The 21,462-nt window shown below is 61.7% G+C and carries 17 protein-coding genes and 1 pseudogene; 9 read left to right on the top strand and 9 right to left on the bottom strand.

Annotation, left to right across the window (positions count from 1 at the left end; all coding sequences use genetic code 11):
• Window position 1: 1 nt before the first annotated feature.
• The 3 genes and pseudogenes from AYR47_RS21270 to AYR47_RS21280 all read left to right on the top strand — a co-directional run bounded on the left by AYR47_RS21270 (window position 2) and on the right by AYR47_RS21280 (window position 3,917).
• Window positions 2–1,036: an aldo/keto reductase gene (locus AYR47_RS21270; RefSeq protein WP_033899610.1), complete on the top strand. Its 1,035-nt coding sequence runs from the start codon at window positions 2–4 to the stop codon at window positions 1,034–1,036.
• Window positions 1,033–2,466 carry an NAD-dependent succinate-semialdehyde dehydrogenase gene (locus AYR47_RS21275; RefSeq protein ID WP_061436729.1) on the top strand — a complete coding sequence of 478 codons (1,434 nt, stop codon included), beginning with the start codon at window positions 1,033–1,035 and terminating at the stop codon, window positions 2,464–2,466. The genes AYR47_RS21270 and AYR47_RS21275 overlap by 4 nt, the downstream gene beginning before the upstream one ends.
• A gap of 73 nt (window positions 2,467–2,539) precedes the next feature.
• Window positions 2,540–3,917, top strand: a pseudogene (locus AYR47_RS21280) (MFS transporter).
• Here the strand turns inward: AYR47_RS21280 and AYR47_RS21285 are convergent.
• The 6 genes from AYR47_RS21285 to AYR47_RS21310 form a co-directional block, all read right to left on the bottom strand.
• Window positions 3,864–4,739 (bottom strand): LysR substrate-binding domain-containing protein, encoded by an 876-nt coding sequence (locus AYR47_RS21285; protein ID WP_061436731.1) that lies wholly within the window; start codon window positions 4,737–4,739, stop codon window positions 3,864–3,866. The pseudogene AYR47_RS21280 and the gene AYR47_RS21285 sit on opposite strands and share 54 nt — an antisense overlap.
• Window positions 4,740–4,872: 133 nt before the next feature.
• Window positions 4,873–6,042 carry a hypothetical protein gene (locus AYR47_RS21290; RefSeq protein WP_025999685.1) on the bottom strand — a complete coding sequence of 390 codons (1,170 nt, stop codon included), beginning with the start codon at window positions 6,040–6,042 and terminating at the stop codon, window positions 4,873–4,875.
• Window positions 6,043–6,126: 84 nt separating this feature from the next.
• Window positions 6,127–7,767 carry a dipeptide ABC transporter ATP-binding protein gene (locus tag AYR47_RS21295; protein WP_033899616.1) on the bottom strand — a complete coding sequence of 547 codons (1,641 nt, stop codon included), beginning with the start codon at window positions 7,765–7,767 and terminating at the stop codon, window positions 6,127–6,129.
• A 2-nt stretch (window positions 7,768–7,769) separates the two neighbouring features.
• The gene (locus AYR47_RS21300; protein WP_033899617.1) at window positions 7,770–8,606 is read right to left on the bottom strand and encodes an ABC transporter permease; all 837 of its coding nucleotides are present in this window, start codon (window positions 8,604–8,606) and stop codon (window positions 7,770–7,772) included.
• Entirely contained in the window at window positions 8,603–9,556 is a 954-nt protein-coding gene (locus AYR47_RS21305; protein ID WP_033899632.1) for an ABC transporter permease, read from the bottom strand. Before AYR47_RS21305 ends, AYR47_RS21300 begins: the two co-directional genes overlap by 4 nt.
• A gap of 47 nt (window positions 9,557–9,603) precedes the next feature.
• The gene (locus AYR47_RS21310; RefSeq protein ID WP_033899620.1) at window positions 9,604–11,247 is read right to left on the bottom strand and encodes an ABC transporter substrate-binding protein; all 1,644 of its coding nucleotides are present in this window, start codon (window positions 11,245–11,247) and stop codon (window positions 9,604–9,606) included.
• A 235-nt stretch (window positions 11,248–11,482) separates the two neighbouring features.
• Between AYR47_RS21310 and AYR47_RS21315 the strand changes: the two genes are divergently transcribed.
• Window positions 11,483–12,412: a LysR substrate-binding domain-containing protein gene (locus AYR47_RS21315; protein ID WP_061436732.1), complete on the top strand. Its 930-nt coding sequence runs from the start codon at window positions 11,483–11,485 to the stop codon at window positions 12,410–12,412.
• Window positions 12,413–12,875: 463 nt separating this feature from the next.
• Here the strand turns inward: AYR47_RS21315 and AYR47_RS21320 are convergent, their stop codons facing one another.
• Both AYR47_RS21320 and AYR47_RS21325 read right to left on the bottom strand, forming a co-directional pair.
• On the bottom strand, window positions 12,876–14,180 hold the full coding sequence (locus tag AYR47_RS21320) for an ATP-binding protein (protein WP_061436734.1): 1,305 nt from the start codon (window positions 14,178–14,180) through the stop codon (window positions 12,876–12,878).
• Window positions 14,177–14,917, bottom strand: a complete 741-nt coding sequence (locus AYR47_RS21325) for a response regulator (RefSeq protein WP_028616631.1) — start codon at window positions 14,915–14,917, stop codon at window positions 14,177–14,179. Before AYR47_RS21325 ends, AYR47_RS21320 begins: the two co-directional genes overlap by 4 nt.
• A 281-nt stretch (window positions 14,918–15,198) precedes the next feature.
• Here AYR47_RS21325 and AYR47_RS33015 point away from each other — a divergent pair, with 281 nt between their 5' ends.
• Together AYR47_RS33015 and AYR47_RS33020 are read left to right on the top strand one after the other, a co-directional pair.
• A complete protein-coding gene (locus AYR47_RS33015; RefSeq protein WP_237142495.1) occupies window positions 15,199–15,720 on the top strand; it encodes a hypothetical protein in 522 nt (173 codons plus the stop codon).
• Window positions 15,680–16,417, top strand: coding sequence for a M10 family metallopeptidase C-terminal domain-containing protein (locus AYR47_RS33020; RefSeq protein ID WP_237142496.1), 738 nt, complete (start codon window positions 15,680–15,682; stop codon window positions 16,415–16,417). The genes AYR47_RS33015 and AYR47_RS33020 overlap by 41 nt, the downstream gene beginning before the upstream one ends.
• A gap of 1 nt (window position 16,418) precedes the next feature.
• Here AYR47_RS33020 and AYR47_RS21335 read toward each other — a convergent pair whose 3' ends face one another.
• Window positions 16,419–17,822, bottom strand: coding sequence for an aminotransferase-like domain-containing protein (locus AYR47_RS21335; protein WP_061436737.1), 1,404 nt, complete (start codon window positions 17,820–17,822; stop codon window positions 16,419–16,421).
• 123 nt (window positions 17,823–17,945) lie between these two features.
• Here AYR47_RS21335 and AYR47_RS21340 point away from each other — a divergent pair, with 123 nt between their 5' ends.
• From AYR47_RS21340 to AYR47_RS21350, 3 genes are all read left to right on the top strand, one after another.
• A complete protein-coding gene (locus tag AYR47_RS21340; RefSeq protein ID WP_033899628.1) occupies window positions 17,946–18,578 on the top strand; it encodes a LysE family translocator in 633 nt (210 codons plus the stop codon).
• Window positions 18,579–18,658: 80 nt separating this feature from the next.
• Entirely contained in the window at window positions 18,659–19,717 is a 1,059-nt protein-coding gene (locus AYR47_RS21345) for a diguanylate cyclase (protein ID WP_033899629.1), read from the top strand.
• A gap of 47 nt (window positions 19,718–19,764) precedes the next feature.
• On the top strand, window positions 19,765–20,994 hold the full coding sequence (locus AYR47_RS21350; protein ID WP_028616627.1) for a M20/M25/M40 family metallo-hydrolase: 1,230 nt from the start codon (window positions 19,765–19,767) through the stop codon (window positions 20,992–20,994).
• Window positions 20,995–21,462: the final 468 nt, after the last annotated feature.

Below are 21,462 nucleotides of genomic sequence, written 5' to 3' on the forward strand. Positions count from 1 at the left end.
CATGCAATACACTCGATTGGGCAACTCTGGCCTGCAAGTCTCGCGCCTGTGCCTGGGCACTATGAACATGGGCACCCCGGACTGGAAACCGTGGATCTTCGATGAAAAGCAAAGCGAGCCCATCGTCGCCCACGCCCTGGCCAACGGCGTCAACTTCATCGACCTGGCCGACTTCTATTCCGCTGGCGTCGGCGAAGAAGTGGTGGGGCGCATCCTCAAGCGCGTGGCGCGGCGTGACGAGATCGTGGTCACCACCAAGGTCGGCTACGGCACCCGCAGCGGCATCAACGCCAGCGGCCATTCACGCAAGCACATCATGGACAGCATCGACGCGTCCCTGAGTCGCTTAGGCATGGATTACGTCGACGTGTTCATGCTGCATTACTTCGACGTGAACACTCCGGTCGAAGAAACCATGAACGCATTGAACGACATCGTGCGTTCCGGCAAGGCGCGTTACATCGGCGTGTCGACCATGCTCACCGGCCAGTTGGCCAAGATCCTCATGGCTTGCGAGCGCAACGGTTGGGTCAAGCCGATCAACATGCAGCTGCAACTGAACTGCGCCTACCGCGAGGAAGAACGCGAAATGATCCCGTTCTGCCGCGACCAGGGCCTGGGCGTCTCGGTGTTCAGCCCGCTGGCCCGTGGCTTGCTCACCGGCGAAGTGCAGTCGACCCGCAACCAGACCGACTTCTTCACCCAGCAGATGTACAGCGACCAGGCGTCGTTTGACATCGCCCACTCGGTGCAACGTGTGGCCCGCGCCCGTGGCGTGTCCAACGCGCAGATCGCCCAGGCCTGGGTCGCCAACCACCCCGGCGTCGACGTGATGCTGGTGGGCGCCGACACCACCGAACAATTCGATAGCGCACTGGCCGCCTTGGACACCCCATTGGATGCCGAGGAACTCCACGAACTGGAGCGCAACTACACCCCGTGCGATGTGATCAACGACTACACCGCCGGCAAGCGCATCCTGCGTGCGGCCCGTCCGGGCCTGGACCGTTTCAACCTGATCGAGGCCGTGGCATGAACCCGCTGATCCGCAAGGGCAACTACATCGATGGCCAATGGTCCAGCGGTGGGCCGACCTACCCGGTGCTCAACCCGGCCAATGGCGCGCTGATTACTGATGTACAGCGCGCCGCCGCCGAAGAAACCAATCTGGCCATCGACGCCGCCCACCGCGCCTTGCCGGCCTGGCGCAAGCTCACCGCCAAGGAACGCAGCCAGCGCCTCAAGCGCTGGAGCGAGCTGATGCTGAGCAATCAGAAGGACCTGGCGCAACTGCTCAGCCTGGAGCAGGGCAAGCCCCTGGCTGAAGCCATGGGCGAAGTGGTCTACGCCGCGAGCTTTCTGGAATGGTTTGGTGAAGAAGCCAAGCGCGCCTATGGCGACGTGATCCCGAGCCACAAGGCGGATGCGCGGATCATCGTGGTCAAGGAAGCCATCGGTGTGGTCGCGGCGATCACACCGTGGAACTTCCCCCTGGCCATGGTCACCCGCAAGGTCGGCCCGGCGCTGGCGGCGGGGTGCACGATGATCCTCAAACCTTCGGAAGAAACCCCGCTGTCGGCGTTTGCCCTGGCGGTGCTGGCCGAGCAGGCGGGGATTCCGGCGGGGGTGTTCAACATTGTCTCCGGCGATGCCGTGGCGATTGGCGGTGCACTGCAAGCCTCCAGTGTGGTGCGCAAGCTGTCGTTCACCGGCTCGACCCGCACCGGCAAGCTGCTGATGCGCCAGGCGGCGGACACCCTGAAAAAGGTCTCTCTGGAACTGGGCGGCAACGCGCCGTTCATTGTGTTCGACGACGCCGACCTGGACGCCGCCGTCAAAGGCGCCATGGCCTCCAAGTTCCGCAACACCGGGCAGACCTGCGTGTGCGTCAACCGCTTCTTCATCCAGGACGGCGTGTACGACGCCTTCGCCCGCAAACTGGCCGAAGCCGTGAGCGCCATGCGCGTTGGCAGTGCCTTGGACGGCGAAACGGAGCAGGGCCCGCTGATCAACGCCGCTGCGTTGGCCAAGGTCGAAGCCCATGTCGGTGATGCCCTGGAGAAGGGCGCCACGCTGTTGTGCGGCGGCCGTCGCCATGCACTGGGCGGCACCTTCTTTGAACCGACTATCCTCACCGAAGCCCACGGCGACATGCTGATCGCCCAGGAAGAAACCTTCGGACCGGTGGCCGCGTGTTTCCGCTTCAAGGACGAAGCCGAAGTGCTGCAACGCGCCAATGACACGCCGTTCGGCTTGTCCGCCTACTTCTACAGCCGCGACATCGGCCGCGTGTGGCGCATGGCCGAAGGCCTGGAAGCCGGCATGGTGGGGATCAACGAAGGGATCATCTCTACCGAAGTCGCGCCGTTTGGCGGCATCAAGGAATCGGGCCTGGGCCGTGAAGGTTCCAAGTACGGGCTGGAGGATTACCTGGAAATCAAATACCTGTTGATGGGGGGACTCTAACCCCAGCTGCAAACCGGTGCCTGCGAGGGCACCGGCTGTTACTCCGTCAAGAACAACAATATGGAGAACACCCATGACCGCTCAATCCATAAAAATCGACGACCTGCCGATCGGCCGCTTTCACCTGAAAATCGCCGGCCTGACGTTCGGCGCGCATTTCACCGACGGCTACATCCTCGGCCTGATCGGTATCGCCTTCACCCTGCTCAGTCCACAGATGCAACTCGATGCGTTCTGGCAAGGCTTGATCGGCGCTTCCGCCCTGATCGGGCCTGTTCCTGGGCAGCCTGTTCTTCGGCTGGATCTCCGACACCCTCGGTCGGCAGAAAATCTTCCTGGTCAGCTTTGTGCTGATCACCGTGGCCTCGGTGATGCAGTTCTATGCCGAGACAGCCATGGGCTTGTTGCTGTGCCGCATCCTGATCGGCATTGGTCTGGGCGGTGATTTCAGTGTGGGCCACGCCATGCTCGCGGAGTTTTCGCCGAAGAAACATCGCGGCGTGTTGCTCGGCTCGTTCAGCGTGATCTGGACCTTCGGTTATGTGGCGGCGACCTTTGTCGGCACTGCGATGCTCAGCCTGGGCGACGACGCCTGGCGCTGGATGCTGGCGTCGTCGGCAATTCCCGCCGGCTTGATCCTGATTGCGCGTATCGGCACGCCCGAGTCGCCCCGCTGGCTGGTCAACCGTGGGCGCATTGCCGAAGCCCGCGCCATCGTCAAAAAACACCTGGGCGAGCATGTGGTGCTGGACGAAGAACCGTCCGCGCAAACCCGATCCGGCTATGGCGTGCTGTTCAGCCGTGAGTACCGCAAGCGCACCGCGTTCAACTGCCTGTTCTTTGTGTGCATCGTGATGCCGTACTTTGCGATCTACACCTTTTTGCCGTCGATCCTGCAAAAGATGGGCTTGTCCCAGGGCTTTGGCACCGAGCTGCTGCTTAATCTTCTGCTGATTATCGGTGCGTTGATCGGCATCTGGTGCACGGTGAAGTTTTCGCGCCGGGGCTTCTTGATCAACTCGTTCATCATCCTGGCCGCCGCGTTGTTCTTGCTTGCGGTGTTGCCGGGCAGCCTGGCGTGGTTGATGGTGCTGACCTTCGGCGTGTTCACGCTGGTGCTGTCGGCGGTGAGTAACCTGGTCGGCGTGTTCCCGGCGGAAAGTTTCCCCACCGAAGTGCGCGCCAGCGGTATTGGCCTGGCTACGGCTGTGAGCCGTTTGGGCTCGGCCATCAGCACCTTCCTGTTGCCGGTCAGCGTGGCTGGGATCGGCTTGAGCCCGACCATGGGCATTCTTGCGGCGATCCTGGTGTTTGGCGCGATCATCTCCTGGGCCTGGGCCCCGGAAACCAAGGCGTTGACCTTGAGCCAGGCGTGCAAGGCCGAGGCCCCGCCGGTGTCAGGGGTTGCTGACCTGGCCCAGCCACTGCGTAAACAACCGCACCTTGGATAAACCCTGTTTGTCCGTCGCCACATCCAGCCAATAGCCATAAGGACCGATCACTTCCACGGGGGTGATCGGCAACAGGCTGCCGTTGGCCAACTCACGTTCGATCATCTGCCGGTCGATCACCGCCAAGCCACCGCCTGCCAGGGCGGTGTGGATCACCTGGTCCAGGGTGCTGAATTCCAGGCCCTGGTCCGCATCAATGTCCTCACGGCCCATGGCCGCCAGCCAGTTCTCCCAGACCTTCAAACGCTTGCCGTCGTGCAGGATATGCAGGAGTGGAAATCGCCGCAGGTCCGGCGGTTGGCCGTCGCTGAACAACTCCGGACTGGCGACCGCGATATGCCGCTCCATCACCAGCAGCTCACTGCTGCAATGCGTCGCCGGTTCCAGGCCGAAACGGATCTGGCAGTCGATTTCCGCCAGGCTGTCGTGGGTCGCCTGGTGGGTGACGCTGAGATTGATGTCCGGGTAACGCTCGCAGAAGCGCCGCAAATGTGCGGACAGCCAACGCGTGGCCCAGGTCGGCGGCGCGACGATGCGCAGGCGCTGGCGCAGGTTGGGCACGCGCACGGCTTGCAGGGCGCGTTCGATATGGTCGAAGGCGTCGCTCAAGTGCGGGGAGAGGGCAAAACCGGCTTCGGTCAGGGACAAGCCTTGGGGCGTGCGGATAAAGAGGGCAACGCCAAGGTAGTCCTCCAGTTGCTTGATCTGGCGGCTGACTGCGCCCTGGGTGACGTTGAGGCCTACGGCGGCCTGGCTGAAGCTGCGGTGGCGGGCGACTTCTTCGAAGACGCGGAGCATGTTGAGAGAGGGGAGGTGGCGCATGGTTTGGGTTCCATACATTGTTTTTATAGTGTTGGTGCTTGCCTCTTCGCGGGCAAGCCCGCTCCCACAGGGGAATGCATTCAAACTGTGGGAGCGGGCTTGCCCGCGAAAGCGTCAGAACTGACGACGCCTATTAGAAGTAATACCCAATGTTCATGTACAGCTGATTCTCCCACTGGTTGCTACCCCCAGCCCCCAGGCTCTGGGTGTAGCTGCTGCCACCGATGTACGGGTCATTCTTGCCAATCAACCACTCCGTCGCAATCCACAACTTGCTGAACGAAAACGACGTACCGAGGATCACCCGCTGCGAGGTCTTGAACTCATCGGCGGACTTATCGAAGGCGCTGTAGTTGGCATACAGCTTCACACCGCTAACCTGATCCCACAGGTACTTGCCGCCCACGTCATAACTCAGGTCTGCCACATACAGGTTGCCGCGGCTGGCGACGTTGAAGGTGCCGTCATAACCGCCCAGGGTCACCACTTCGTCGGTGCCGGCGTTGCGCGGCGACATCTGTTGGCGCGCCGCCTGCAATTGCAGGCCCCACGGGCCGTTTTTGCCCAGGTAGTGGATGGCTACGGCGTTGCGTCGACCATCGTTGCCGGTGTCTTTGTTTTCCAGGGTGGAGGTGAGGCCGGACAGGCCGACTTCGGATTTCCAGTCGCCCAGGTCCAGGGCCTTGGCCACGCGCAGCACCACCGTGTTGCGTTCCTGGTTGTCGCTGCCGTCGGCCACGTAACTGTCGGCGCCGGACACCACGCTGGAATAGGTCACGCCCTTGCTGGTGCCCTTGCCTTGCCACGCCGGGCGCAGGTAGTAGCCGGCCTGGATGTTCCAGTCGCCGGTCTGCTGCACGTATTTGGCGCCGACCTGCTGCACGTCTTCCAGGCCGATCACGTTGCCCAGGGTTTCGTAGAAGGTGCTGCCGAAGTAGGGCTGCAAGCCGAATGGCACGGTGTTCAGGCCCACTTGCACTTGTTGCTCGGGGTTGAACTTGTAGCCGACCCAGGCGAACTTGGCGAACTGGATGTCGCCGTAGTTCTTGGTGTACTGGTAGGGGTACGAACGCCCGTAGAAACGGTACTGCGCCTCGCCGATCCAGCTGTCGGAGTTGTACTTGGCGCTTAGGAACACGGTGTCCAGGCCGAACTTCTGGATGTCGCGGTCCGGGTCGTAGTCCCAGCGCGCGCGGATGGCGCCGCCGAGGTCGAGGTTGTCGGTGACCTGCACGGCCATGGCCGGCGCTGCGAGGGCGCCGAGCACAGGGATGAGGGTGAAGTAGCGCATCGTTGGTCGCATGGTTTTACTCTCGTTTTTAGTTTTTTTGGGCAACAGCAGCCCGTTGCCGCAGCGAACGCTGCGACGCAGGGAAAAGGGTTGAACTCAGTGAGCCGTGGGGCGGATCAGCCGCAAGGGCGGTCCGGCGGCGGGCAGTTCGGACGCGCCCGGTGCGGCCGCCAACAGTGCCTGGGTGTAGGCATTTTGTGGGCGCAGCAGCACCTGTTCGGCAGTGCCGTACTCCACCACTTCACCCTGGCGCATCACGGCGATGTGGTCGCTGATCTGCGCGGCCACCCGCAGGTCATGAGTGATGAACAGGATGCTCAGGTTCAGCTGCTTCTGCAGGTCGGCCAGCAATTCCAGCACCTGTTTCTGCACCGACACATCCAGCGCCGACACGCTTTCATCGGCGATCAGCACTTGCGGGCGCATCGCCAGGGCACGGGCGATGCCGATGCGTTGGCGCTGGCCGCCGGAGAACTGCCGGGGTTTGCGCTGCAATGCATCACGCTTGAGGCCGACCTGTTCCAGTAGATCACCGGCCTCGGCCCAGGCATCCTTGGCCGACAACCCACGCAATTGCGCGGCGCGAGCGATGATGTCGCCGACACGGTGGCGCGGGTTCAACGAACCGTAGGGATCCTGGAAAATCATCTGGATACGCCGCCGATTGGCCGCCAACGCCGAGCCATTCAAGGCCAGGAAATCGGTATCGCCCACCCACACATGCCCACTGTCACTGTCCACCAAGCGTATCGCCGCCTTGACCAGGGTGCTTTTGCCCGAGCCGGACTCGCCGACAATCGCCAAGGTCTTGCCCCGTGGCAGGTTCAGCGACACATTGCGCAGCGCCGCCACCGAGCTGCCGCCGACGGTGTAGGTCTTGGTCAGGTGCTCGATACGCAGCGCCATTTCGCCGTCGGCACTCGGCGCATGCAGCTCCGGGTGCAGCGCCGGTACGGCGGCGATCAGCTTGCGCGTGTAGGCGTGGGCCGGTGCGTTCAGTACCTGGTCGCGCTCACCGATCTCTACCAGGCGGCCGCCTTCCATCACTGCAATGCGGTCGGCGATCTGCGCCACCACGCCGAAGTCATGGGTGATAAACAGAATGCCGTGCTGCCCACGCCCACGCAGGTCGCGCACCAGCTTCAGCACCTGGGCCTGGGTGGTCACGTCAAGGGCGGTGGTGGGCTCGTCGGCGATCAGCAAATCCGGGTTCATCGCCAAGGCCATGGCAATCACCACACGTTGGCATTGGCCGCCGGATAATTGATGGGGAAAGCTGTTGGCGATGCGCGGTGGGTCTGGCAGTTGGGTGGACTCCAGCAGCGCGAGCATGCGTTCACGGCGCTCGGCGGCGGGCATCTGCGGGGCGTGGATGTCGAAGATTTCTTCGACTTGCTTGCCGATGCGAATCGCCGGGTTCAGCGCCGCCATGGGTTCCTGGAAGATCATCGCGATGCGATTGCCACGCAGGGCGCGCAAGCGGGCTTCATCGAGAGTGCAGATGTCGTCGCCGAGAAAATCGATCACGCCGCCGGCATGTCGCAGGCCTTTGGCGTAGTCGCCCATGATCGCCGCCGACAGCACGGATTTGCCCGAGCCCGACTCACCGATCACGCAGAGGATTTCGCCCTTGCGCACTTCCAGGCTGATGCCCTGCACGGCGTGGCTACGGTCGGCGCCCTTGGGGAGTTCGACGCTGAGGTTGTCGACCCGCAATACGGTTTGCTGGCTGTTCATGCTCAACTCCTTGCGCCTTGCTGCGCGTGTTCATCCAGCCCGTCGGCGAGCAGGCTCAGGCCAAGCATCAGGGTGGAGATGGCGATGCAGGGGAAGATCACCAGGTGCGGGAAGGAAATGGCCATGGCGCGGCCGTCGTTGATCATGCCGCCCCAGTCCGGCGTAGGCGGCGGCAGGCCGAGGCCGAGGAAACCCAAGGCACCGATCATGATCGCGGTGTAGCCGATGCGCAGGCAGAAATCGACGATCAGCGGCCCGCCGCAGTTGGGCAATATTTCCACCAGCATGATGCGCAGCGAGCCTTCGCCCTGGGTGATGGCGCTGAGCACGTAGTCGCGCGAGCGGATGTCGATGGTCAACGCGCGCATGATGCGAAAAATCGCCGGGGCGCTGGTGAAGGTCACCGCAATCAGGATATTCAGCGCCGACGCGCCGAGGGCGATGATGATCACGATGTACAACACCAGCACCGGGAACGACAGCACGGTATCGGCCACGTAGGACAGCGCCGCGTCCACCCAACCGTTAAAGTAGCCGGCGCACAGCCCCATGGCGATGCCCACGGCAAACGCGGTGAGGGTGGCGAGGATCGACCAGAACAGCACGGTGCGTGTGCCCCAGATCAAGCGCGAAAGGATGTCGCGGCCAATCATGTCGGTGCCAAGCAAGAAGCGTGCGCCGTCATCGCCAGCCGTCATTGGCGTGAGCAACGGCGTGAAGCTTTCCAGCGGATCATGGGGCGCCAGCCACGGCGCGCACAGGGCGATCAACACCCAGCCGCCGACCAGCAGCAGGCCGAGCAGGGCCAGGGGATGTTTGAAGGCGTTGAGCAGGTTCATTGGCGGCCTCCGCCGAGACTGTGCAGGGTGATGCGCGGGTTGAGCCAGGTGTAGGCCAGGTCCGAGAAGATCTTGCTGATACCCACCACCACGCCGCTGATCATTGCGCAGGCTTCGATCAGGTAGACGTCATGGTTGAGCGACGCGGTGTACAGCAGCGAGCCGAAGCCCTTGTAGGCGAAAAACACCTCCACCACGATGACGTTCGACAGCAGCCACGGGATGTACAGCATGATCACCGTGACCGGCGCGATCAGCACGTTGCGCAAAGCGTGGCGCAGCACAATGCGTGTAGTGGACGCGCCTTTGAGCCGTGCGGTGCGGATATACGGCGCTTGCATCACTTCCACCATCGACGCGCGGGTAATGCGCGCCAGGTAGCCAATGCCGAACAGGCACAGCACCATCAGCGGCAGCACCAGTTCCACGGCGCTGAAGCCATCGCTCATGCTGCTTACGCCGGGCAGCCAGTTGAGCCAGAACACGAAGATTGCCGAGACGAACACCGCACTGGCGAAGTCCGGGATCGAGGTGGTGACAATCGACAGGAACGACACCAGCCGGTCGATCAAAGAGCCCTGGCGAATCCCGGCGAGGATGCCCAGGGTCAACGCCACCGGCACCATGACCAGCAAGGCCAGCCCGGCCAGGGCCAGGGTTTGCCAGAGGTTCGGAAGCAGCAGCTTGAGCACCGGCTCGCGAAAGTACACCGAGGTGCCCCAGTCGCCGGTCACGAAGTCCTTGAGCCACACCAGGTAGCGCCACACGAAGGGTTGGTTGTAGCCATGTTCCAGCAGCCACGCCGCGCGCTGGTCGGCGGCGGAGTAGGGGCCGAGGACGTTGATTGCCACGTCCTCGATGTTCAGCTCCAGGGCCAGGAACACGATCAGCGACACCGACAGCAGTGTCGCTAACAGCATCAGCAGTTTGCGCAATAGAAAATGAGCCATCAGGTGCATGCTCCGACGGGTAATGGGAGGTGTGTTGCGCCAGTAATTCAGGCACTCAGCCAGACATTGCCCATGGGGTAGAAGTCGGAAGGGTGCACCTGGAAGCCCTGCACCTTTTTGCTCACGGCGGTGAACTTGTCGCCCCAGAACGGCTGCACGATCACGCAAGCGTCCTGCAGGATCTGCTCGACGCTCTGCATGGCCGCCGCACGTTGTTTCGGGTCGATGATGCCCATGGCCTTGTCCAGCGCGGCGTCGAAGGCCGGGTCGCTGTAGTGGCTTTCGTTCCAGGCGCCACCGCCACGGTAGGCCAATTCCAGGGACATCACGCCGAGCGGGCGATGGGCCCAGTAGGTCAGACTGAACGCGGCCTTGTCCCAGATCGGCCAGTATTGTGCGGCCGGGACCACTTTGAGGTTGATGCGGATCCCGGCTTCCAGGCAGTTTTGCTGCAGGATTTGCGCGCAGTCCTGCTCATAACGACCCTGGGTGTTGCCGACGATCAGGTCGATGTCCAGGCCATTGGCAAAACCGGCCTCGACCAGCAGTTTTTTCGCCGCCGCCACATCGCGTTCGCGCTTGGGCAGTGGGAAATATTCAGGATGGGAAGGGGCCACATGATGGTCCTCGCCCAGGGTGCCCATGCCTCGATAGGCGACCTTGAGCATCTGCGCGTTGTCGGCGCAGAGCACCACGGCTTTACGCACGCGCACATCGGTGAAGGGCTTCTGGTCGCAGGCCATGCGCATCACCACGGTCTGCGCGGATTTGCAGCTGAGCAGTTGCGCGCCGGGCAGGCGCTTGGCCAGGTCCAACTCGGCCACGGTGACGCGGTACAGCACGTCGACTTGGCCGGCTTGCAGGGCGGCGAGGTGGGTGGACACGTCGGTGCCCATGTCGATGTAGCGCAGCTCGTCGAGGTTGGCCGGTTTGCCCCAATAGTCGGCGCGCTTGGCGAAGGTCGCCTGCTTGTTCACGGCAAACGACACCAGCTTGAACGGCCCGGTGGCCAATGGGTTTTTCGCCCAGTCATCGCCGGCCTTGAAGCTGCGGTGCACCAGGGCGCAGGTGAAGGCGTTGAGCATTTCCGGGATCGCCAGGATCGGCCGCTTGAGTTGCAGACGGAACTGGTAGTCGCTGACTTTTTCGAAGGCCTTGATGTCCTGGAACGCGGTGCGGTTGACCGACTTGGAGTCGGCGGCAATCCAGCGCTGGATATTGTGCTGCACGTCATCGGCGTTGAAGCTGTCGCCGTTGCTCCACTTCACGTCCTGGCGCAGGTTGAAGGTCCAGGTGGTGAGATCCTCTGATGGGCTCCAGCTTTCGGCGAGGTACGGGTGGGTGATGTTATCGGCGTCGACCCAGGTCAGGTATTCCAGGGAGTTGCGCAACAGGTTCGAGGCTTCGATCCAGGTGATCAGCATCGGGTCCTGGATTTCCTGGATGGCGCAGGCAAACCGCAGGCTGCCGCCTTGACGGGCGGGCGTGCCGTCGGCCGCCTGGGCGTCGCTGCCGAGCAAGGCTGAACCGATGAAGGTGGAGGCACTGGCCGCGGTGATGCCGAGCAGGGCGGCGGTGCGCAGGAATTGGCGGCGGTTGATCTCGCCGCGCTGCACTTGGGTGCACAGTGCGTCGACAGCGGGGTGCGGCGCGTTACCGTCCAGGGTCGCTAGAACGTTGGAGTCGGACATGGGGCTGCTCTCATGTTGTTTTTATTAGAGATGCCCGCAGTTTTGTGATTTGCGCAAAGATCGACAAACGATAAATTCAGCCGTTAAACGTTCATTAAACGCATGTTAGTCCGCGTCAGGGCGCCAAGGTGTGGAGATAGACGGGCTGGCAGATACAAAAAATCATGTTGGCTAGGAAACATCCTACGGATCGTGGGATGCTTGGCGCCTCGTCAGTCGTCTTCGAGTGCCCTTCATGAAACGCAAAATGCCCGGTCTCAATGCCCTCAAGGCTTTCGAGGTGGCCGGCAGCACCGGCAGTTTTACCCGGGCTGCGGAGCTGTTGAACGTGACCCAGAGCGCGGTCAGCCGCCAGGTCCGGCAGTTGGAAGAACAGTTGGGCGAGAACCTGCTGGAACGACGCCATCACCACTTGGAGCTGACCAGCGCCGGGCGCGTACTGCTGCGTGCGCTGAACCAATCCTTCGACAAGATCGAGTTGACGGTACGCAGTATCCAGCAGAAAACCCACTCCAATCGCCTGCACGTCAATGCGCCGCCGACCTTTACCAGCCGCTGGTTGATGCCGCGCCTGGGGCGCCTGCGTGAGGCCCACCCGGAGCTGGAGTTGAGCATCACCACTTGCTTGCAGGACAGCCTGGCGCAGACCAGCACGCTCGATTGTGCGATTCGTTTTGGCAATGGTGAATGGGATGGCTTGGACAGCTCGTTGTTGATTCAGGAACGGCATATTGCGGTGTGTGCACCGTCACTGTATGCCCGTGAGTGCAGCGATGGGGTGGACTTGAATCGCATGACTTTGCTGCATGTGTTGGCCAGTGAGGATCAGCGGTATCTCACGTGGAAACATTGGTTGGATGCGGCGCGGATCCATGGGGTGGATACCCAGGGTGGGTATGAGTTCGATCTGTTGGATCTGGCTATTCGGGCGGCTACGGATGGGTTGGGGATTACGATTGCTGACTGGCATATGGTGGCGGCGGAGTTGGCGGCTGGGCAGTTGACTCAGGTGCTGAATGTGCATGTGGAGGGGCATCAGTCGTATTGGCTGGTGACTCGGCCGGAGCAGACGGATATGCCGCAGTTGCAGGTGTTTGGGCAGTGGTTGCAGGAGGAGATTTGGTTGGCGCAGCGGCAGTTGGAGCCTTCTACGGCGGCGGGGTGAGTGGGGTTTTGATTGCGTGCATATCCGTTATTTGGGTGATGGCTGATATGGGTTCCGCCCTTACGGCGGGTCACTTTGGAAAAGCCCCAAAGTAACCAAAGGGCTCTTGCCCCAACACTCGGCACCTCGCTTAGGCTCGGTGTGCCCGAACGCAGGCTTGAATCCGTGGGCCGCCGCGATGGGCCATCCTTGGCCCAGCGCGGCTAACCCGGCGTCCTGCCGGGTTACCCACGGATTCAAGCCTGCGTTCGGCCAGCGTGTTTGACGGGGCGCCTAGGATCAAGATCAAAAGCAAAAGCACAGCGGCCTGACAGCCGGCTTGAGTGGTGTGGAGCAAAAGCAAAAGCAACGGCGAACGCGGTCCACTGTGGGAGCTGGCTTGCCTGCGATGGCATCGACTCGGTATGCCTGATACACCGGGTGTCTGCATCGCCGGAAAGCCAGCCATTTGGTTCTGGTGAGGCTATAGGCTGATCTTGATCTGCGCACACAACCCACCTTCCGGCCGGTTGCTCAAGGTCAGCGTGCCGCCAATAGCTACCACCAACTGCTGGGCGATCGCCAAACCCAGGCCGGTGCCGCCGGTGCCGCGGTTGCGTGAGCTTTCCACGCGGTAGAACGGTTGCATCACCCGGATCAGTTCGTCTTCGGCGATGCCGGGGCCGTTGTCCAGGACCTTGATCGACAGTTCGCCATTGCCCGTGGAGCCGACTTCCAGTTGTGCGGCGCCGGCAAATTTGAGGGCGTTGTCCACGAGGTTCACCAGTACCCGGCGCAGGGCGTGGGGGCGGGTGTCGAGGACCACGGCGCTTTTGCCGCTGAGGCTGACCTGTTTGTGCATGTCTTGGTAATCAAATACCAGGCTGTCGAGGAAGGCGTCGAGGTTGATGCGGTGGCTGGCTTCGGTGGCGCCGTGGACGCTGCGCGCATAGGCCACGCCTTCGCGTACCAGGTGTTCCATCTCGCCCAGGTCGCTCCAGAGTTTGTCGCGTTCGGCGCAGTCCTCCATGAATTCGGCGCGCAGTTTCATGCGGGTGATCGGGGTTTGCAGGTCGTGGGAAATCGCCGCGAGGATCTGCATGCGTTCCTTGAGGTATTCGGCGATGCGTTTTTGCATTTCGTTGAACGCGGCGGCGGCGTGGGCGACTTCGGTGGGGCCGTTTTCGTCCAGCGGCGTGGGGTGGGCGTTAGGGTCGAGGGTTTCCACGGCGCGCGCCAGGCGGGTCAATGGGCGGATGGCCAGGCGCACGGCGATCCAGGTACAACCCAGCAACAACGCGAGTTGCAGCACCAGCACCACCGGCAGCCAATAGGCGACGGGCAGGGCGGTGGGGCGCACGTCGATCGTGATCGGGCTGCCATCGGCGAGGTTCAGGTGCGCCTGGAAGTGTTTCTGCATGCCGGGGATGTCGCGAAAGGTCAACGCGTAGTGTTCGCCCAGCGCATCCGCGATGGAGGTGGCGGCCATGGGCACATCATCGCTGCTCATCGGTTCGCCGGTTTCGCCGGCATTGAGCAGGTAGCGGTAGTTCTGACGGTCGAGACGCGGCAACCAGCTGGTGCGTTCGTTGGCCGGCAGGCGGTCGAGAATGGCCACCGAGGTGGACACATCGTTTTCCAGGTTGCCCAGCATGGCGGTGCGCGCACTGATGTAGCGCTCGTAGAACTGCGCACTGAAGGACAAGCCATGGGCGCACACCAGGCTGATCAGGAAGATCAGCGACAACTGTGACGCCAGGGTACGCGGCCAGCCAAACCTTAAGCTCATTGCTCGGCCCCGAGGATTTCCACCGGCAGCGAGAACACGTAGCCCTCGCTGCGCACGGTCTTGATGTAGGCCGGTTCGCGGGCATCATCCAGCAGGCGTTGGCGCAGGCGGCTCACCAGCAGGTCGATGGAACGGTCGAACAGGTCGGCATCGCGCCCTTGGGTCAGGTTGAGCAACTGGTCGCGGTTGAGCACGCGTTGCGGGTGGTCAAGGAACACCCGCAGCAGCCGGTATTCGGCGCCGCTCAGGGCCACCAGGGTGTCGTCTTCGTCGAGCAGGTGGCGGGCAGTGGTGTCCAGGCGCCAGCGACCGAAGCGGATCAGCCGGCCGGTTTCGCTGACCACCAGGTTCGGTGGAAGCATCCGTGTGCGGCGCAATACGGCGTTGATACGCGCCAGCAATTCACGGGCGGCGAAGGGTTTGACCAGGTAGTCGTCGGCGCCCATTTCCAGGCCGATGATGCGGTCGGTTTCATCGTTGCGCGCGGTGAGCATCAGCACCGGCGTGGCCTTGTGCTTGCCCACCCGCAGTTCGCGGCACAGCTGCAAGCCATCGTCGCCGGGCATCATGATGTCCAGCACGATCAGGTCCACTGGCGTGGTGTCGAGGAAGCTACGCATCTGGCGGCCGTCGGCGACCACGGTGGTACGCATGCCGTTTTTCTTCAGGTAGTTGCCTACCAGCTCGCGGATCTCCCGGTCGTCATCGACGATCAGGATGTGATCGACATGATCCATGCTGCTTTCCTCGTTAATTACTCATTGGGGCGCAGTCTAGCCACTGTCGTTGCCTTTGCCTTGTGCCCTTTGTATTGCAGTGTATCTGGCGTTAGGGAGATACACGATGAAGCAAAATTGCGGCTTTGATGCGCCAGGATCGGGGTGACGTCCTATGTCAACCCGGAATAAAGCTATAGGTTCACATGGCCTGAGTCGCTCGGATTCCCGGCTTAAACGCACATCCGACAGGGTACTCAAGGCCAGAAGATCAGGTTTTATTGCCTGGTGAGAGTGCATTCATGACCGCCGTTACTTCGCGAGCCAGCACCACGTTTCAGACGATTGAACAATTTCAGCACCGAGATGATCGCGGTGCCGGCATCCAGCACAATGGATTACCGTCCAAGACGCCTCAAGAAGCCACAGAAAGGCTCTGGCGTGGGAGTTCAGGCTGGCCGGACAAGAACGGCGACGGTCGTTATGAGGTGACCTATGAGTTTCGAGAACCGCCCAAAGACAAGGATCGACGACAGCGCAATATGTCCGGGTTCAGCCACATCCTGGAAAATCAACGGGACCAGACCCGACGCAGTTTGCAATCCATTTCAGATGTGGCCAACGTCAGGTTTACCGAGGGGCCGAAAACGGCGACTAGCGAAGGTCACATTACCGTCGGGAACTACGGCCATTTGTATAATAAAAAAGACCAGCAAAGCAGGTTATATCGAAGACTCCTAAAGCCATACCCATATGAGTTACCTGGGCGAACGTCACGGCTATATGAATCACCGCGGTACCCGCGCGTCGGCACCGCAACTTGACGATATCAGCGCTTATCAGAAGAAATACGGCGCCAACCACGAAACCCGCAAGGACGACACCACCTACGGCTTCAACTCCAATACGGACCGCGACTTCCTCAGCGTCAAGACCGACAAAGACAAGATGGTCGCTGTCATTTGGGATGGCGGCGGCGCCGATACTTTGGACTTTTCCGGTTATAAGCAGTACCAACAGATCAGTCTCAAGGCCGGGACCTTTTCGGATGTCGGCGGCCTCAAGGGCAATGTCTCGATTGCCTATGGCGTGACCATCGAAAACGTTATCGGCGGCTCCGGCAACGATTTGCTGGTGGGCAATGAAGCTGCCAACACGCTCAAAGGTGGGGAGGGCAACGACCGGTTATATGGTGCAGGCGGGGCGGACCTTCTGTGGGGTGGCAAGGGCAACGACGTCTTTGTCTATGGAAACACCAGCGAGTCGACCCACGACGCGCCCGATCAGATCATGGACTTCGTCAGCGGCGAAGACCGGGTGGATGTGTCCGGGATCAGCGCGGCATTGGGCGACAAGCCACTGAAATTTGTCAGTGCACTTTCTGGCGCCAGTGGCGAGGCGGTGGTGACCTTTGACCCGCTACTTCAGATGAGCACCTTGCAAATCAGCGGCAAGCCTGGCGAGCCGGCCTTCGTCCTGCTGGTCCACGGTAAATTGCAGCAGAGCGACATCGTGAGTTGATTCAGCCAGCGTTTCGCAACAGCGTCTCAAACAATCGCTGCACCTGGGGCTCATCAGTGTGGGCCACGTTGAAACGCATCGAGTCACGCTGCGCCGGGTCGTAGCCAAACAGCGCGCCGGGCGCGAGCACCATGCCCTGCTTTAACGCTGCCTGGGCCAATAGTTCGCCGTTGACCCCAGGCGGCAGGCGCGCCCAGATAAACATCCCGCCTTCGTAACCCATCGGCAACTCGCAGCCGCAACGCTTGAGCCACTGTTCCACGCGTCCGCCGGCCTCCATCAAGCGTTGCACCATGCGTTTGCGGTGCTTGGTGTAGCTGCCTTCGCTGAGCATGCGATACACGATCTGCTCGAACAGTTCGGAGGTCACGCCGCCGCTCATCAGCTTCATGTTGGTGAGGTTGGCCGCCAGTTGCGGCGCGGCCACCACGAAGCTGACCCGGGCGTTGGCGCTGAGGACCTTGGAAAAGCCCGACAGGTAGGTGACCTGGTCGAGGCCGGCGAGGGCGGCCAGGCGCGGCGGCGGGTTGGGGTGCAGGTCGCCGTAGAGGTCGTCCTCGATGATATGGCAGTGGTACTGCTGGGTCAGTTGCAGCAGACGGAACGCCTGGCCGGGGCTGAACGAGTGGCCGGTGGGGTTGTGCAATACGCTGGTGGTCAGGTACAGGCTGGGGCGATGCTCGGCCAGCAGGTGTTCGAGGGCCGTGAAGTCAAAACCGTCGGGACGCCGCGGGATCGTCACCACCTTGACCCCGTGCAGGGCCAGGTTGGCGTGGAAGTTGAAATAACACGGTGCATCGAGCAGCACCGTGTCGCCGGGACGTGCCAGCAGGCGCATCAGCATGTCCAGGCCTTGCACGGTGTTGGGAGTGGTGATGATCTGTTCCACCGACACCGACAGGCCCTCGCCGTGCAGCTTCTGCTGCAGGGCCTGGCGCAACGGCAGTAACCCGGCCGGTGTGCCCAGGCTGGCGATGCGCAGTGACGGCGCACGCACCACGCTGCGCAGGGTTTGGCGCAGGGCTTCACTGTCCAGCCAGGTTTCCGGCAGGTGGCCGCCGCCGGGGCGCAGGTCGCCGTAGACGGTGGCGAGAGGGCGGCGCAATACGCTGAGCAGGTCCTGAGGCAGCAGCTCAACCCAGTTCGAAGTTGTCGGCCTTGGGTGGTCTATCGCCACAAAATAGCCACGGCCCTGGCTGGACGTGAGCAGGTTGCGCCCGCGTAGGCGGTCGAGGGCCTCATTGAGGGTGAACTTGCTCACGCCCAGGGTCTCGGTCAGTGCGCGCACCGAGGGCAATTTGCTGCCGGGCGCCCATTCGCCGTTTTCGATGGCCTGGCTGAACGCCTCGACAATCTGTTGCACCTTGGGGGTGTCTTCTACAAAGGCGATGGCCGATACAAACACGCGACCTCCTTATCTTTGCTGGTGATTTTACCGGTAAAGTCAGGGCCGATTAGGCCTCACTTTACCTGCCTTGCGCAATGCCAACTGCCTAGACTGCGGGCTCCATCCCCCAGGTCCCCGGCCATGACAAGCGCGTTAACCCTTTCCTCGTTCCTGTATTTCCTGCTGTTTTGCGCCACCATGACCTTCAGCCCCGGCCCCATGACCCTGCTGCTGTTAAGCCTGGGCGTGCGTGACGGGCTGCGCCGTTCGATCCCGGCACAAATCGGCGCCAGTGTGGCGTACCTGATCTCGATCCTGATCTTTGCCGTGGGCTTTTCCGAATTGATCAAGGGCTACCCGGTGATCACCCAGGGTATCCAGGTGGTCGGCGTGGCGTACATCCTGCACCTTGCCTACAAACAGTGGACCAGCAGCGGCGTGGTGATCGAACGGATCGGCCATGTGGAAGCAGCGCGCAACCTGTTCGGCAAGGGCTTGCTGACCGGGTTTTCCAATCCCAAGACCCTCATCATGTTCAGCGCGGTGTTCCCCCAGTTCGCCGGGACCGGGGAGCACAGTTCGACGGTGGACATTGCCATCCTCGGGCTGACGTTCCTGTTGCTGCAATTCGCCAGCGGCTGCCTGTATTGCTATTTCGGCCAGCGCATCAAGCACGTGCTGGAAAACCCCAAGCGCCGTGTGTGGTTGCAGCGCATCACGGCCCTGTTGCTGGTGGGCGTTGCCTTGATGCTGGCGCGGGGCTTTGCCCACTGAGTGTTGAGCTTATGAGCGGTAGTGGCGATCTGCCGTTGCCCTGATAGACTCCAGGCATTCCTCCAGGATCTCACCCCACCATGTCAGCTGCAGAAGGCACCGGACTTCCGCTCGCTTCACGGCTGTACAAATCCCGTACCCTCGGGCTGACGCTCGGTTTTGTGTGTGTGGTGTTCGGGATGTATCCCCTGGAGCCCGCGTGGTGGGTGTGGGCCTGGATGGTGATCAACGCCTTTGCCTGGCCGCATATGGCTTTTCAGTTGACGCTGCGCAGCAACAACGCACTGCGCAGCGAGCGGCGCAACCTGTTGTTCGATTCCTTTTGCGGTGGGTTCTGGGTCGGTGCGATGCACTTCAACCCGCTGCCCAGCGTGACGACCTTATCGATGATGACGATGAACAACGTGGCCATCGGCGGACCCCGCTTCATGCTGGCGGGCTGGGTGGCGCAGGCGCTGGGTATTGGCACTGCGTTGCTGATCTTTGCCCCGGCATTCATCGCCGTCACCTCTCAGGCACAGCTCTACGCCTGCCTGCCGATCCTGATGCTGTACCCGCTGGCGCTGGGCTGGATCTGTTATCGCCAGGCGGTGACCCTGGCGCGACACAAGCGCGAATTGCTCGCCCTGAGCCGCACCGACAGTCTGTCCGGCCTGCTCAACCACGGCGCCTGGAAGGACCACCTGGAAATCGAATTCCAACGCTGCCGCCGAGGTCCTGCTGGCGCCGCCATCGCGTTGATCGACATCGACCACTTCAAGACCATCAACGACACCTACGGTCATGTCACCGGTGATATCGTCCTGCGCCAGCTCAGCAAAGTGCTGCGCCAGAACCTGCGCGCCACCGACCTGGCCGGGCGTTACGGTGGCGACGAATTCTGCGTGATCCTGCCCGACATGGCGCTCAACCGCGCCACCGAAGTGATGGACGCCCTGCGTGACCGTTTCAACGCACTGGCCTACGCCCAGGACCCGACCTTGCGCGCCAGCTTGAGCATCGGCCTGGCGCCGTATCAACCGACCCATGCCGACTCCACGCAGTGGCTGAACGACGCCGACCAGGCGCTGTACGAAGCCAAGAGCAGCGGGCGCAACCGCGTCAGTTCAGTACAGGGGAGTTGGTTGCGATCGATCTAGTGGAGTAGGGTGTGGCGGCACCTTTCAACAAAAACAAGGATCGGTTCATGCTCTTCACTTTCCCCCGTACCCTCCTGGCCGCCACCCTGGCCCTGTCCTTCGCCCTGCCGGCCTACAGCGCTGAACCCCATAAACAGATCCAGGCGCAATCCGAACAGTACAAGGCCGAAGCCCTGAAACTGCTGGAGCGCCTGGTGAATATCGACTCGGGTTCAGGTTATGAACCGGGCCTGACCCAAGTGCGCGACATTGCCGTGGATGAGCTGAAACAGCTCGGTTTTTCCATTGAACTGGTGCCGGACAAAGCGGCCAATAACAGCCACGTGGTCGCCACCCTCAAGGGCACCGGCAAAGCCAAGATCCTGCTGATGGCCCACATGGACACGGTGTTCAAGGAAGGCTCGGCTGCCGAACGCCCGTTCCACATCAAGGACGGTCGCGCCTATGGCCCCGGCGTGATGGATGACAAGGGCGGCATCGTCGCCGGCATCTACGCGCTTAAAGTCCTCAAGGACCAGGGCTTCAAGGACTACGCGCAGATCACCTTCCTGCTCGACGCCAGCGAGGAAACCGGTTCCGACGCCGCCTCCGACCTTATCCGCAAAACCGCCAAGGGCCATGATGTGACCCTCAACCTCGAACCCGGCCGCCCCGCCGACGGCCTGGTGGTGTGGCGCAAAGGCAGCGCCACCGCCGTGGTCGAAGTCAAAGGCAAAGCCGCCCACGCCGGCGTCGCCCCGGAACTCGGCCGCAACGCCGCCATGGAAGCTGCGCACCAGATCCTGCAACTGGGCAAGCTGGGGGATGAAGAGAAGAAAACCACCATCAACTTTACCGTGATCAAGGCCGGGGACCGTACCAACGTCATTCCTGACCAAGCCACTGCCAAAGCTGACGTGCGTGCGGCATTACCGGAAGAGTTTGATCGCATCGAGAAAGACCTGGCGCGAGTCTCGGCGAACAAGCTGATCCCGGAGACCGAAGTGAAGACCAGCCTGCAGCGTGGCTTGCCACCGATGCCGCAAACGCCGGAGTCGGACAAACTGGTCGCGATTGCCCAGGGCATTTATGCGGAGTTGGGCAAGACACTGACCATCGAAGGTAGCGGCGGGGCGGCGGATGCGAGTTTGTCGGCCGGGGTTGGGACGCCGACGTTGGATGGGTTTGGGATTGTTGGCGGGAATATTCATACGCCGGAGGAATATGCGGAGGTGGAGAGTGTGGTGCCGCGGGTTTATTTGCTGAGTCGGATGATTATGGAGTTGTCGAAGCGGTGATTATTTTGGGGGGCACTCATTTTGCTGGTGAGGCCCCTCTCATCTGGTCGAGTATTGCCTGCGGTGAAAAGGCTGTGATGAGCAGGCTTCTGTGGTGAGCAGGCTTGCCCTGCGTTGGGCTGCGCAGCAGCCCCAGAACAGGCGATGCCGATCCACCTGAAAACCCCATTGTCTGGAGTGGGGCCGCTGCGCGGCCCAGCGCGAGCAAGCTCGCTCGCCACAGGGGTGGTGTTATCAAGTTGGCTGGTCTTTGAGGATGGCTATTTAAGGTAGTGCAATTCATTTTTTCGTTTCTTTGACCGTTTTTTATTAGTACGATTCGGTCTCGCGACGGTAACTCTTGAGACGTTCAAGCAGTACTGCCATGAACACTCTTTTGTTAGTTATGTCGTCTTCGAAGTATGTATCAAATAGATAAAAGACAGATTCGAAATCCTCGTCTTTCGATAGGTAGTATTCGATAGTTTC

Origin of the sequence: Pseudomonas azotoformans (genome assembly GCF_001579805.1) — a bacterium.
Taxonomy (GTDB): domain Bacteria; phylum Pseudomonadota; class Gammaproteobacteria; order Pseudomonadales; family Pseudomonadaceae; genus Aquipseudomonas; species Aquipseudomonas azotoformans_A.